Origin of the sequence: Candidatus Thalassolituus haligoni (assembly GCF_041222825.1) — a bacterium.
Classification (GTDB): domain Bacteria; phylum Pseudomonadota; class Gammaproteobacteria; order Pseudomonadales; family Oceanobacteraceae; genus Oceanobacter; species Oceanobacter antarcticus.
In genome coordinates this window covers 422,404-436,376 of record NZ_CP139482.1, presented here as the reverse complement: position 1 = coordinate 436,376, position 13,973 = coordinate 422,404, and the positions used below count along the sequence as shown (strand labels likewise).

Genomic DNA, 13,973 nt, shown 5'->3' with positions numbered 1-13,973 from the left:
AACCCTGTAAGAGCAGACGACTGCTCTGCTGTTATTATTGAGGATTCCGTGCATGAGCGAATATTCCATTTTTACCTCCGAATCGGTCTCTGAAGGCCATCCAGACAAAATGGCTGACCAGATTTCCGATGCGGTACTGGACGCCATTCTGAAAGACGACCCCTACGCCCGTGTTGCTGTCGAAACCATGGTCAAGACCGGCATGGCCATCGTTGCCGGTGAAGTTCGCACCAGCACCTACGTCGATCTTGAAGACCTGATCCGTGATGTCATCCTCGATATTGGCTACAACAGCTCGGATGTGGGCTTTGATGGTGCATCCTGTGCAGTCATCAATGCCATTGGCAAGCAGTCAGCCGACATCGCCATGGGCGTTGACGAAGGCGACAACAAAGACCTCGGTGCTGGCGACCAGGGGCTGATGTTTGGTTACGCCACCAAAGAAACCCCGGTATTGATGCCAGCCGCCATCTACTACGCTCACCGCCTGGTAGAAAAACAGGCCGAACTGCGTAAAAACGGCACCCTGAACTGGTTGCGCCCGGACGCCAAATCCCAGGTCACCCTGCGGTATGAAAACGGCATGCCCGTCGCAGTCGAAGCCGTTGTCCTGTCAACCCAGCACGACGAAGGCATCGCGCTGAATGTCCTGCGTGAAGCGGTGATGGACGAAATTCTCAAGCCGGTGCTGCCCGCCGAATGGCTGCACGCCGATACCCTGTACCACATTAATCCGACCGGCAACTTCGTCATTGGTGGCCCGGTGGGTGACTGTGGCCTGACCGGCCGCAAAATCATCGTCGACACCTACGGCGGTGCCGCCCGTCACGGTGGTGGTGCTTTCTCCGGCAAAGACCCGTCCAAGGTAGACCGCTCCGCCGCCTACGCTGGCCGCTATGTCGCCAAGAACATTGTCGCCGCCGGGCTGGCAGACAAATGTGAGATCCAGGTGTCCTACGCCATTGGCGTAGCCGAACCGACTTCCATCTCCATCAATACTTTCGGCACTAACACTATTGCCGAAGACAGAATTGCCGAACTGGTACGCGAACACTTCGACCTGCGTCCGCAAGGCATCATCGACATGCTCGACCTGCGCCGCCCAATCTACCGCGCCACCGCCGCCTACGGTCACTTCGGTCGTGAAGAACCCAACTTCACTTGGGAAAAAACCGACAAGGCCGCCACACTGAAAGCAGCAGCCGGTCTGTAAAAAGCGAAGCATTCAGAACCCAAACAGGTAGGAGGTGGCGTGCCACCGAAGCCATTTATCCCGTGGTACACGCTTCGGGGCCAAGGCGGCCCCTCCGACCTAAACGCCCAATGAGACAGGAGCCAACATGACTCAATTCACCGATTACAAAGTCGCCGACATCAATCTGGCCGATTGGGGCCGTAAAGAAATCCAGATCGCCGAAGGCGAAATGCCTGCCCTGATGGCGCTGCGCCGCAAATACCAGGAAAGCCAGCCACTGGCCGGTGCGAAGATCATGGGCTGTATCCACATGACCATTCAAACGGCCGTACTGATCGAAACCCTGGCTGATCTGGGTGCCGAAGTACGCTGGTCTTCCTGCAATATTTTCTCGACCCAGGATCACGCCGCCGCCGCCATTGCCGCTGCCGGTATCCCGGTATTCGCCTGGAAAGGTGAAACCGAAGAAGAATTCCTCTGGTGCATCAAGCAAACCATTCTGGCCAAGAAAGATGGCGACCAGGTATGGGATGCCAATATGATTTTGGACGATGGCGGCGACCTGACCGAGATGGTTCACCAGGACTTCCCACACCTGCTGGACGCCATCCACGGTATTTCGGAAGAAACCACCACCGGTGTTCATCGCCTGTTGGAAATGATGGAAAAAGGCGAATTAAAAGTGCCCGCCATCAACGTTAACGACTCCGTCACCAAATCCAAGAACGACAACAAATATGGCTGTCGCCACTCTCTCAACGACGCTATCAAGCGCGGTACCGACCACCTGCTGAGCGGCAAGAAAGCACTGGTCATCGGCTATGGCGACGTTGGTAAAGGATCGGCGGCATCGCTGCGTCAGGAAGGCATGATCGTCAAGATTTCTGAAATCGACCCGATCTGTGCCATGCAGGCCTGCATGGATGGTTTTGAAGTGGTTTCACCGTACATCAACGGCGAGAACACCGGCGAATTGAACGGTGTCGACGGTGATCTGCTGGGCAAGACCGACCTGATCGTTACCACCACCGGTAACGTCAACGTCTGCGACAAGAATATGCTGCAAAAGCTGAAACGCAGCGCCGTCGTTTGTAACATCGGTCACTTCGACAATGAAATCGACACCGCCTATATGCGTGAAAACTGGGAATGGGACGAAGTCAAACCTCAGGTGCACAAGGTATACCGTGACAAATCGACCGACGACCACCTGATTTTGCTGTCAGAAGGCCGCTTGGTGAACCTCGGTAATGCCACTGGTCACCCATCGCGCATCATGGATGGCTCTTTCGCCAATCAGGTACTGGCTCAAATCTACCTGTACGAACGCCAGTTCGCCAACCTGATGGAAGCCGAAAAAGCCGAAAGCGTGTACGTAAAAGTACTGCCGAAAAAACTCGACGAAGAAGTGGCCAAAGACATGGTGGAAGGTTTTGGGGGCGTCATAACCAAACTGACCGCCACCCAGGCCAGCTATATCAACGTCAAGGCAGAAGGCCCGTACAAGCCGGAAGCGTATAAGTACTGATTGCCTGACGCTGGACGTCGGAGGTCTGACGCCGATAACCATCAAAACAGCCGTCAAAACCTTCGACGCCCTCCAGAGCCTGTCCTCTGGAGATAAACACCCACATTATGGAGCGTCTGACACCTGACGTCAGGCGAACAAGATGACCACCCTCAGCTTCGAATTTTTCCCGACCAAAACGGACGCCGGTACCCAAAAGTTACTGCGCGTTCGGGATCAACTGGCCAACGCCAACCCCGAGTTTTTCTCCGTTACCTACGGCGCTGGCGGCTCGACCCGCGATCGTACGCTGGCCATTGTTGAAGGTATTCAGCAGCAAGGCATGGCTGCCGCCCCGCATTTGTCCTGTGTCGGCGATTCAATATCAGAGCTGCGCGATTTACTGCACATCTACAAAGACATGGGCATCCGCCGTCTGGTTGCCCTGCGAGGTGATTTGCCTTCCGGTGCAGGACTGGCCAGCAGCGAATTACGCTACGCCAATGAACTGGTCGAGTTTATTCGCAAAGAAACCGGCGACTGGTTCACCCTTGAAGTGGCCGCCTACCCGGAGAAACACCCTCAGGCCAGCTCATTTGAAGATGACCTGAAACACTTTGTCCGCAAAGTGGAAGCTGGAGCCGACAGCGCCATTACCCAGTACTTCTACAACGCCGACAGCTACTTCTGGTTTGTCGACCGGGTGCGTGCCATGGGCATTACGATACCGATCATTCCAGGCATCATGCCTATTACCAACTACACCAAACTGGCACGCTTTTCCGACAGTTGTGGCGCTGAATTGCCACGCTGGATTCGTAAACAGTTAGAAGCCTACGGCGATGACACCGACAGCATCCAACAGTTTGGTACCGAGGTGGTGACCACTATGTGTGAACGCTTGCTGGCCGGAGGTGCACCGGGGCTGCATTTTTATACCCTGAATCAGGCCGAGCCGAGTTTGAAGGTGTGGAATCGCCTGGGAATTCAATCAAGCTGAGCCGTTCTCGCTGCCAAAACGAGTTTTCCGGCCTGAACGAGCGGATAGTATTTACCAATAAATATACTGACAGCCACCAGCATCGTCAGTGCATACCAAATAACGTAATCATAAAAATACAGCGTCAGTATCAACTCATCCACCATAACAATCGGGGTTAGTACGCTATAGGCCACTATCAATACTATGGCGCCCAGGTCGGTCAGTAATTCTGCCAGCAAACCCGCTGGCCGTTGTTGATAATTCTGCACAACCCAGCGGGCGAACAACAAGTTAACCACTGGCATTAGCCAAATACGATTGGTATCAAAGGCGATCAAATGCATCAACAGAGGAGCCAGACTTGCCAGCACCAGCAAGACAGAAAGTAACAGCCGGAAGGGCAATCCAACCATAGCTGCCAGTGTTGCTAGCAGTAGCCAGGCAAGAAGTGGCCCAAAAACCACCAGCGATTCGGTATCCTTCAGGCGCTGTAGCCCTTTGGATAGTTCTTCCTGCCAGAAACCATCGAACGAGTGCATGATCAACTCGACCATATGCTCCGCACCCGGATAGATTTTCGACGGGCGAAAATCCAGCAAGCGTAAATCCTGCTCACAACGTTGCAGCAAATAAGTACGCAAGGCATCTGACTGCTCAAAATGAGATTGGGTGTAAAAAATCCACCCCAGTACCAGCAAGGGGGCCAACGTCATAACCTGTGCCGCTCCAGGCCATTTCCAGAACAGCAGCGAGTGTCGACCCAGTCTTGCTTGCTGAAATATAATAGTCAGAACGGCTATTGGATAACCGACAAACAGCGCTGCTTCGTGTATTAGTATCGCAACCAGCAGGAGCCCCGTCGCAATAAGGTACTTGCGCTGCAAGGCGCACCCAATTGCACCAGCCCCCAATAGATAAACAGCATAATCCAGATATCCCACCAGATTAGATGCCATGACCATCAACGGCGATACCAGCAGCGCCAACAATATAAGTTGATCGGTTCTGCTGGGCCGGGTTTTTCCGCCGCTCTGTCTTCCAGCTTGTAAAGTCAGCCATACCACCAACATGCCAAACAGAACCAGTAACACACTCCCCACAACGAGCACCCAATCCGTCCGATTCCATCCCAGCCAACCCGAATCAAGTAGCGGCCGCGTAAGCGTACCCAACAAACCGCGTTTGAAAAATCCAAAATCATAGCTAATTTCCCAGTTAGACATAGCCCAACTGTGTAAGCCACTCCAGCCTTTAACGCTCGATACGACGACAGACATCAATACCGCAAGGGTAAAAGCGACCCTACTGGTAAGCGCATGACCTACTTCCGGTAACCAATATTTTATAAGCCCACTGCGGCTATTTTTGCTGACTATCAATATAAAAGTCCCACCGACTGGTGTCGTCTTATGACCGTGAATCTATGTTGATTGGGGTCACTGTATCATACAGAAAACAGATTTTGGCCTTGCAACACTCAGAATTCAAATAATCCCCTCAAGGCCAGAAAAAAGAAAAAACCTTGATGGCAGGGCCACAGAAATACCTAACGGGCCTGACCAAAGGGAAAATACCAGTGCGATCCACACCAGCCACAGGGGTACAGAATAGGTTATTTTCACCACACCACCGACATAAGCCAGCAGTATAAACAACAAACTCATTAACAACGCGTTCCAGCGATAAAAATCGACACCCAAAAAATAAAGAAATAACACTGAACCCGATACCAGCACTACGACTTCTACAACAGACACTTTTAACTTCATTAACTCCCTAATCATTGACCCGAGAATAATCAAAAATGGAAAACAAGCAACCAAATTTAATAAAACCCGAGATCCTGTTTTTTCCTCCATAAGCCGTCCCATTGCCCAACTAAAATTATCATAAAATGAACGACCGGCAATATTGAAAACATCGTTATCAGCCGTCAGAAATGGCATGAGAGTAGAACTGGACTGATACCTGACAGATGCTTCTACTGTAGAGCTACCGGCAATATATACAACAGTAAACATTAGAATGGAATAAAGAAAATAAGCACTGACCAATTTAAATCGTATGACCCGTTCGAGCGGCTGAACCCAGATACCTGCAAGGAATATAGGCACCAACAACAGTGCCGAGACCTCATGAATCAATAGCGCAACAGTAGTAATAAAAAAAATTAACACCAAAGTAGTTTTCATTCTATCTGGATTGATTATTTTAAGCCCTATCATAACCATCATAAGTATAATCACATCCAGTTTACCCAAATCATACGCATACTGCTGAAAATAAAACCCGCTCGACAAAATAACGAATAACGTAAACGGTGGAAAACTTCCAAGACTGATAAAAAAAAGCAGCGAAGCGAATACGAAAAGCAGAAAACAAAAAAGAAAGATAGCTTCCATGGTTTCCTTCGATAAGGGTACCTCAAACAGACCGCCAACAACTTCTCCTGCCAACCCTCGCCTTACAAACCCCTGTGAATAATCGATAGACCATAGAGCAAAATTAAAGTCACTAGAACCACCAGATAGGCCAGCAACCATAGCAACAAGTATTACCGGCAGCAGCGTCCAGCTATATTTTCTCAGTCCATAGGTCAAACCGTTACTTTCCATTTTTTGTTTTAGCAAGATACGGTATTAATAGAAAAAGACCAATGACCACCGCAAACCACAGGGTGGCCAATCTGATCAAAACAGTAACAGCAATAGCGATAGGTAGCGGCACACCAGAAAGCGTTAACATTGCAGTCATGGCTGCTTCTGCACCACCAATCCCTCCAGGCATAAAACTGGCCGCTCCTGCTAACATGGAAAGGCAATAAATCGAAATAGCAAGATACCAGGAAATATTGGCATCCACTTGCTCTAATAAGAACCAAAAACCTAACCCTTCAGCTGCCCAAGCCAATACCCCTAAAATCAGGCCTTTTACAATCATACCTGGCGGGTTACAGCGGCGAGCCTGTGCGAACACATTGACCACTTTCATCATCAATTGAGAAAATTGACTGTTTCTACGGCTCAAGCCAGAGCGAACCCAGCGCTGAGGAGCGGGCATTAATATCGCTACAAACCCGCCCATCGCTGCCAGAAATACCAGCGCTATCGGGAATAATTCCGGATATGCCGCGATGCCCAGCAACGATAACAGCAATACCACCGCGATATCAGCAAGACGCTCCGATACCAATGCTGCAAAGCTGTTGCTATAAGGCACTCCCAAGGGTTTCAGTAAGACCGTCCGTAATGCCTCCCCTGCCTTGCCTGGTGTGGCAGTAAGTGCAAACCCAGCCAGGTATATCCTTAAGTGCTCCGCAGATGGCAAACTGGAGCACCCCAGTTCTACCAAATAGCCATTCCAGCGAATAAAGCGAAGCCCATAATTGATTAGCGACAGGATAAAAGCCGCCGATGTTGCGGTAGCACCGATACGAGTAAATGCCTGCCAGACCTCTTGCCACCCACCCCAAAGAGCAAAACCGATATAGCCTATTGCGCTGATGACTGCCGACAGTAACAGCAGTCGAAAACGCCAGCCATGCACCAGATGAGTGTCGGTCACAGACTCAGTCTCTTGAATATGGCAGTAGGAATAAGACGGATAATAGCCATGATAAAAAGCCAGAAACCGGGCGCGTAAATGACTCCCTGCTGCCGCTCGCTGCCTTTCACAATAACTCGTGCCACTTGCTCAGGTGTCGCCACCAGCTTGTCTGGCAAATTCAGATCAGCAGTCATTGGGGTTTGTACAAAACCGGGTTTGATAACGGAAACAGACACTCCAGACTTCTGCAATCGCATCATCAGGCCAGAACAAAATACCGTCACCGCAGCCTTGGCAGCGCCGTAGAAATAATTACTCATACGACCACGATCCCCCGCCACGGAGGAAATCACCACCAGATGGCCGGTACGTTGATGCTCCAACGTTGTCGCCAGCTGTTCCAGCAACATCATAATGGACGTCGCATTGGTGTTGATCGATTCCCGCGCATAGACGAGATCCTGCTGGCACAATGCCTGGTCAGGTAGCGACCCCGGAGCCACCAACACTCGATCCAGCTGCCCCAAGAAACAGCCTGCCTCCTGAATGATCGTCGCATGACTTTCCAGGTCATTAATATCCAGCAACAAAGTGTCAACTTTCTGGGCACCCCGCGTCTGTAAATCTGCTTTGATCATATCCAGTTTGTTCCGGTCGCGGCCGGTCAGAACAAACTGACAGGCATCATCCTGCTGCAACCACTCACGGGCGCAAGCTTCGGCAATGGCCGACGTCGCACCAATAATAAGAATTCGTTTCATAAGGTTACCCGTTTCCAGAAGTGAGAGCTGATGCTGGGATCCCGTAGCGCATCCAGTGCCTGCCACTGTGGGTAGAAACTCTGAAAATCTGCTGCCGACATATGCGCATCCTTGGCAGGATACAAACGCCCACCAGCAGAACGGGTGATGGCATCCAGCCGCTCGAACAGTTTCTCGGTTTTTGATGACTGGGGAAAGTCCAGTGCCAGCGAAGTACCCGCTAACGGAAACGACAAAAGTCCAGGCGAAGAGACATCGCCACATTTTTTCATCACTGCGAGAAAAGAACCTGATTGAGCATCGGCGATAGCGCTGAGTAATTCACGCATCGCATCCGTCGCACCATTATCCGGTATCACACACTGATATTGCTGAAAACCGTTGCGCCCGTACAGACGATTCCAATGCTGAATACCGTCCAGTGGGAAAAAGTAGCCAGGATAAGGCTCTCTAGACACCACGGGCTGCTTTGGTTTGGTGTACCAATACAGCTCGTTGAATACTTTTAGTGACACCCGGTTCACGAGCGATAGCGGCGGGGTGAGAGGTATCGCCAACTGCCGCTGGTGAATCGTCATTGGCGACTCATATTCAGCATGATTGCCGGCAAAATACACCCCTCGCCCCTGCCGTGACCCGCGTGCCAGACAATCAATCCAGGCGACGCCGTATTGATGACTAAGGTCATAGTCATTTGCCAGCCTAAAAAAATCTTCCAGCCGATCAAACCGCTGGGTCACAGTATCAATCTGGCCGGTCTTTATCGGCATTAACTGAATTTCGGCCGCGACAATAATCCCGGTAAGGCCCAGACCACCAATGGTGGCAGCAAACACGTCAGGCTCTTGCTGCGGTGAACATTCCAGCCACTGCCCTTGACGATACAAGGTGAAGCGATTGACGTGGCAGCCAAACGTCCCTTGTCTATGGTGGTTTTTACCATGAACATCGTTGGCAATGGCACCACCCAGTGTCGCCAGCCGGGTTCCTGGAACAACGGGTAAAAACCACCCGGCCGGCACAGTCACTTGCAAAATATCACCCAACGTCACACCCGCTTCAGCACGTAATACCCCGGTCTGACGGTCAAAAGCCACGAAACGATCCAAACCACGCATCGTCAGTAGCTGATTGCTGGAGGCCAAACACACATCGCCATAACTTCGGCCATTGCCAAAAGGCAAAAATGATTGCGGCAACGCAGCAGCATCAAGCTGTTGCGGCCACCAAACCGGCGATGCCGCTTGAGGGTATTTGGGATACCGCCCCCAGGATTCCAATTTCATATGGCAGCTCCAAAGACAGCCATGATCATCAATAAGGTCACCAGACTTACCTTGTCCTTAATGGCAAAAACAACCGGATCATCGTGCATTTCTCCCCGATGGGTCAGCAGCCACAACCGCGTTACCCAATACATCAGGACGGGGCAAATCAACCAGAGCCATTGCGGGTGGGAATACAGAACTATTGTTGCCGCATCTTGAATATATAAAGCAAAGAAGAGAATCGACAAATAACCATTGCCTACCCCCATAGCGGCAACCATTTCCATATCAGAGGGGTAATAACCACGGCCAGCCGACTTCCCTGTTTCTCCTTTATTTCTGGCCTGCTGCAATTCAGCAAACCGCTTCACCAGAGCCAGGCTGAGGAAAATAAACAATGAAAAGGTCAGAATCCAGAAGGTTGGCTCCGTTTCAATCGCCACCGAACCCGCCACAATGCGTAGGGTGTACAGCACCGTCAAGGTGATCACATCCACAGCCATCATGCTTTTCAGTACCAGCGAATAAGCCAGAGTAATGACCAGATAGGCGATAAGTGACAAAACAAAAAGCGGAGGCAGCAGCATCACCCCCAATAGCACACCGACAGCCACCAGCAACAAGGCAGACCAAATACCGGTTAACGGATCCAGTGTTGCGGCTGCAAATGGCCTTTTACACTTACTCGGGTGTTGGCGATCATCCTGAATATCGAGCAAATCATTGATCAGATAAGTACCAGACGCCACCAGACAAAAGCACACGAAGGCCAGCAATGCCACTCCCAAGGCGTCAACAGAGAAGGCGTGAGCAGTCATTAAAGGTACAAAAATCAATCCGTTTTTAGCCCACTGATGCGGACGCAGTGCTTTCAAAAAAGCCAACAAAGGAGTTTTCTGAGTACTATACTCATCACTGACGTTAGCCGTTCTGCGGGCCGCCCTGGCCACACGAGCCGGTGTATCAATCAGGATGGCGTGTTCCGACGCCTGCCAGACCAGCAAATCATCGCTGGAATTACCAATATAATCGAAGCCCCGAACACCAAAGCGCTGAACCAGAGCATCCCGCTTGCGCGCAGCAGACAAGTTAGTGCCTCCATCAGAAGCAATGACCTCATCAAAGCATCCCAAATGGTCTGCAACTGCCCTGGCAATAGCCTGGTCACTCGCAGTCGCCAGAACCACTCGCTTACCAGACTGTTTTGCTTGCCGAATCAATTCCAGCACGTAGTCGTTATAAGGCAGCTTTTCGATACATAACGAAGAGTTGTTTGCCAAAGACTGTTTAAGCATTGCCTTACCGGAGCGAAGCCAACCTGGAAGGCGGAGAATGCCAGCCGGATGCTGGTGAAGAAAATCCAGACCAGATTCAACCAGAGCATCCGTCGAGACCAGCGTGCCATCAAGATCCACCACAAGTACGCTATTGCTTGATTCCATCGGCCTAAACTTCCCTATACAAAATCGTCCACTATCAAATGGCGCAGTATACATATTTAGCCCCATGATATTAAAAAAATCTGTTCCCCAACGACACCCAGCTTCCAATACGACGAACACCTGGCTTGGTAGATTTTTAAGCGACAGGTAGACTGACTCTCTACGTTTACTCACCGGCCACCGACCATGATTAATACCGTCTACTTTGCCTCTACTATTTTGCATCTGTATGCCGCTGCAGTGATTGCCGCAGAGCGTACCGACGAACAAGCCCATCTCATTTTTATTGATCAGCCGGAACATCAGGATTTCCCTCTCTATACACTGGTCAAAGATTGGCCACAATCGCCTTTTGCCAGTGTCCGGATCTTTTACGGCCGCTTCAAAGGTCTGGTTAATAAACTCCAAAAACGCAAACAGCTGTTTGCCAAGCTCGAAGACCTCATTACCACGCTGCGTCCAACCAATTTATTTGTCGGCAATGACCGTCGTATCGAATTCCAATACAGCATGCACATTGCCGACGCCCTTGGCTGCGAGCCGATTGGTCACTATATGGATGAAGGAACGTTCACTTATATGGGCCGAAAAGCCTCCTCCAGTTTTAGTGACAACGTGCTGGACAATCTGGTGAAAAAACTCAGTTATGGATTCTGGTGGAAAAACCCGCCAACCGTAGGCGGGTCAGACTGGATCCAATATGTGCATGCGGCTTTTCCGACACATATTCACCCGCTATTAAAAAACAAACACGTGATTCAGCTCAGCGCCAGCGGCTTTACGGCAGCGCCCTTGCTGGCATTATCATCACAACTGATGAAGCAGTATGGCTTTGACCCGCAGCAACTGCGGCCGTTGGATGTTTTGTTCACCCTTCCCCATGAGTCGCTATTTGAGAAAGACCCAGAATATAAACAGCGCATCATGGCGGTGATTCAGCAAATGGCAAAGGATGGCAAGCAGATCGCTGCCAAATACCACCCGCGCAACAGTGGCCCTGATAGCCTGCAGCTGCAAGCAGAAGGCGTTACCTTGCTACCGGCCGGTATCAGCTTTGAAGCCATGCTGCCGCACCTGCCAAACCAGTGCGAGATATGGGGCGATGTTTCTTCGACATTACTGATTGCCAAGTGGTTGAGGCCTGAAATAAAAGCTTTTTCATTGATAGATGGTAAATCTGATCAACGACTGATAACGCTGTTCAAATCTCTGGACGTGACAATATTTTCATTTTCCTCCCACAAGCAATAAATCTGTATTTTCATCCATACCCGAAAAGTATCAGAGCAAGTGGTCTGAAATCTGATTAATCAACATTCTGATGCATCTGGCAATGCACAGAACGTCAGCTCGAATCCGCTATAAGTAACGACGGCCAGTGTCGACCAATTGATTCAGAACCGAATTAACAACACACCGGAAGAGGGAATGCTCGCCCTCAGTGGTGGCAACACTGTAAATGGCTTATGTGCTATTACTGCATGTTCCGTTCCGAGTTACTTCCAGTATTGCTTTATCCATGGCGCATGACGATATATATCGTAAGATCCATCCATAACATCCTCAGGATCCGGCTTGCCATGAAACTGAACAATTCTGGCACCATCAGGTATCACTGCCTCACCTTTTACTTTCATCAGGCCAAAACGGCGTAATACGAGACCAAGCCGACCATATGAGCGTTCTATTCTGGAGTTACATTGTTTTTTAAACGATACCACCCAGGAATCAGGCCATAATTGCGGGTTAACTACCTGTTTGGTAATCCAGTCCTGATCACCTTTGTAGTCTTGCATCACTCGTTCTGGTTGCTCCGCAAAAGAGTTCCAGATCTGTGCCTGACTGCCCGCCTGAAACCTGAATACCGAGCTATTGAAAGCACCTGTGAGCAAATCTTTTGAGATCAGAAATTCACCAGGCTTATATCGGAAAAATTCATCCAACTGATCAACAATCACGACATCCAGATCGGTATAAAGCAGATCTCCGCTCAAACCATAAAAATCATTCTGAAACAGACTCAGTTTATGCCACCAGCCCGACAAATTGTTATCACGAATAGGCAACACTTGAATATCCGGATGCAGGTCACGGCCATCATCAGTCAGACAATAGAGTACAAAGTCTGCCTGCATTTGCCGTGCAATCATATTACGTAAACGGTTCACATAAGCTGCCGGATATTTGGTGCCCCAACGCACGCATACAAACTGATGTTTCAAACCCGCTTCTCCGCCAGAATCAATAACTCACTCCAGACTTTTGTTGCCGAAATAGTGCTGTAACAAGGAGGTATGTCATCCAACAGCATTAAACAAATTTTCTGCCGGCAAGGTGAACACTCAAAATCAGCCTGAAAATTCACCACCCGGCTGCCCATCGCTCCAGTCAGCGCAACACTGGTACTGCCAAAAATAGCGACAGTAGGGATACCGATTCCAGCGGCAACGTGCATCAGGCCGGTATCGACCCCAACAGCGCCTTTGCAGCGAGCGATCACGCCACTCAAATCCCAGAGACTCATGTGTGGCAGAACTTCTCCCCATCCCGAACTTGCGACCAGATGCTCGGCTCGTTGTTTTTCGGTGTCATTACCCCATGGTAGCAACACTTTCTGCCCCGCCTGCCGGGCCAATTGCAATAATTCACACCACTGACGCTCAGGCCAATGTTTGGAGTCCCAGGTCGTGCCGTGGAAAAATATCAATTGATCGTGCCAGGATGCCTGACAGCTAGCCAGACGACTGGTTTGAATACCGAAGTCCGGTTCGCCTTGCGGTTGATAACCCAACACCTTGCCGAATAATTCTCGCGTTCTTTCAATTGCGTTGACTTCGGTAATCGGATAGCCCTGGCGATAGACATGCCGGGTCTCGGCATCCGTCGCGGACTGTTCGTCGGGGCCAAAGACCGGCGCTCCGGATAACCAGCCCACCCGGGCAGATTTGATACGTCCCTGGGCATCGATAACCAGATCGTACTGATTACGACGCAAGCCGCGATAGAATTGCCACTGCTCTTTCAAGGTGACGAAGGCCAGACGCCGCTTTTTCCAGCGTAAACGGCCGTGAGGGATAACCTGATGTAAGCCAGGGTGTAATCGGGCAATGTCAGCAAATGGCTCTTCACATAACCAGTCGATCTGTAACGATAGGTCGTGTTTCAAGGCATCAGTGACGGCAGGCAGTGTGTGCAAAATGTCGCCTAGTGCAGACATTTTTACAATTAGAATTCGGGTCATGGGTATCTTGCTTGTTATTGCAGTACTGAAA

At 50.4% G+C, this 13,973-nt stretch carries 12 protein-coding genes; 4 read left to right on the top strand and 8 right to left on the bottom strand.

Features of this window, described 5'->3' with window-relative positions:
* Window positions 1–52 precede the first annotated feature (52 nt).
* The 3 genes from metK (at window position 53) to metF (ending at window position 3,702) form a co-directional block, all read left to right on the top strand.
* Window positions 53–1,213: a methionine adenosyltransferase gene (metK, locus tag SOJ49_RS01975; RefSeq protein WP_369856550.1), complete on the top strand. Its 1,161-nt coding sequence runs from the start codon at window positions 53–55 to the stop codon at window positions 1,211–1,213.
* A 127-nt stretch (window positions 1,214–1,340) separates the two neighbouring features.
* Complete coding sequence (gene ahcY / locus SOJ49_RS01970) at window positions 1,341–2,723, top strand: adenosylhomocysteinase (protein ID WP_369856549.1); 1,383 nt, start codon at window positions 1,341–1,343, stop codon at window positions 2,721–2,723.
* Between the two features lie 142 nt (window positions 2,724–2,865).
* Window positions 2,866–3,702, top strand: a complete 837-nt coding sequence (gene metF / locus SOJ49_RS01965; RefSeq protein ID WP_369856548.1) for a methylenetetrahydrofolate reductase [NAD(P)H] — start codon at window positions 2,866–2,868, stop codon at window positions 3,700–3,702.
* On the opposite strand, the gene SOJ49_RS01960 is transcribed toward metF, so the two are convergent.
* The 6 genes from SOJ49_RS01960 to SOJ49_RS01935 form a co-directional block, all read right to left on the bottom strand.
* The gene (locus SOJ49_RS01960; protein WP_369856547.1) at window positions 3,690–5,063 is read right to left on the bottom strand and encodes a hypothetical protein; all 1,374 of its coding nucleotides are present in this window, start codon (window positions 5,061–5,063) and stop codon (window positions 3,690–3,692) included. The genes metF and SOJ49_RS01960 overlap by 13 nt on opposite strands.
* A 105-nt stretch (window positions 5,064–5,168) precedes the next feature.
* A complete protein-coding gene (locus tag SOJ49_RS01955; RefSeq protein WP_369856546.1) occupies window positions 5,169–6,284 on the bottom strand; it encodes a hypothetical protein in 1,116 nt (371 codons plus the stop codon).
* Window positions 6,285–6,288: 4 nt separating this feature from the next.
* Window positions 6,289–7,248, bottom strand: coding sequence for a YbhN family protein (locus SOJ49_RS01950; protein WP_369856545.1), 960 nt, complete (start codon window positions 7,246–7,248; stop codon window positions 6,289–6,291).
* Window positions 7,245–7,991 (bottom strand): SDR family oxidoreductase, encoded by a 747-nt coding sequence (locus SOJ49_RS01945; RefSeq protein WP_369856544.1) that lies wholly within the window; start codon window positions 7,989–7,991, stop codon window positions 7,245–7,247. Before SOJ49_RS01945 ends, SOJ49_RS01950 begins: the two co-directional genes overlap by 4 nt.
* Window positions 7,988–9,277, bottom strand: a complete 1,290-nt coding sequence (locus SOJ49_RS01940) for an FAD-binding protein (protein ID WP_369856543.1) — start codon at window positions 9,275–9,277, stop codon at window positions 7,988–7,990. Before SOJ49_RS01940 ends, SOJ49_RS01945 begins: the two co-directional genes overlap by 4 nt.
* A complete protein-coding gene (locus tag SOJ49_RS01935; RefSeq protein WP_369856542.1) occupies window positions 9,274–10,875 on the bottom strand; it encodes a UbiA family prenyltransferase in 1,602 nt (533 codons plus the stop codon). Before SOJ49_RS01935 ends, SOJ49_RS01940 begins: the two co-directional genes overlap by 4 nt.
* A gap of 12 nt (window positions 10,876–10,887) precedes the next feature.
* On the opposite strand from SOJ49_RS01935, the gene SOJ49_RS01930 reads away from it, so the two are divergent.
* Window positions 10,888–11,952 (top strand): polysialyltransferase family glycosyltransferase, encoded by a 1,065-nt coding sequence (locus tag SOJ49_RS01930; RefSeq protein WP_369856541.1) that lies wholly within the window; start codon window positions 10,888–10,890, stop codon window positions 11,950–11,952.
* 245 nt (window positions 11,953–12,197) lie between these two features.
* Here SOJ49_RS01930 and SOJ49_RS01925 read toward each other — a convergent pair whose 3' ends face one another.
* Window positions 12,198–12,923 carry a hypothetical protein gene (locus SOJ49_RS01925; protein WP_369856540.1) on the bottom strand — a complete coding sequence of 242 codons (726 nt, stop codon included), beginning with the start codon at window positions 12,921–12,923 and terminating at the stop codon, window positions 12,198–12,200.
* On the bottom strand, window positions 12,920–13,942 hold the full coding sequence (gene waaC, locus SOJ49_RS01920) for a lipopolysaccharide heptosyltransferase I (RefSeq protein WP_369856539.1): 1,023 nt from the start codon (window positions 13,940–13,942) through the stop codon (window positions 12,920–12,922). Before waaC ends, SOJ49_RS01925 begins: the two co-directional genes overlap by 4 nt.
* Between the last annotated feature and the right edge of the window lie 31 nt (window positions 13,943–13,973).

Excerpts from the sequence above, each read along its gene's own strand:
- SOJ49_RS01940 (WP_369856543.1), bottom strand. The coding sequence starts at position 9,277 with ATGAAATTGGAATCCTGGGGGCGGTATCCCAAATACCCTCAAGCGGCA.
- SOJ49_RS01930 (WP_369856541.1), top strand. The coding sequence starts at position 10,888 with ATGATTAATACCGTCTACTTTGCCTCTACTATTTTGCATCTGTATGCC.
- metK (WP_369856550.1), top strand. The coding sequence starts at position 53 with ATGAGCGAATATTCCATTTTTACCTCCGAATCGGTCTCTGAAGGCCAT.
- SOJ49_RS01945 (WP_369856544.1), bottom strand. The coding sequence starts at position 7,991 with ATGAAACGAATTCTTATTATTGGTGCGACGTCGGCCATTGCCGAAGCT.
- metF (WP_369856548.1), top strand. The coding sequence starts at position 2,866 with ATGACCACCCTCAGCTTCGAATTTTTCCCGACCAAAACGGACGCCGGT.
- waaC (WP_369856539.1), bottom strand. The coding sequence starts at position 13,942 with ATGACCCGAATTCTAATTGTAAAAATGTCTGCACTAGGCGACATTTTG.
- ahcY (WP_369856549.1), top strand. The coding sequence starts at position 1,341 with ATGACTCAATTCACCGATTACAAAGTCGCCGACATCAATCTGGCCGAT.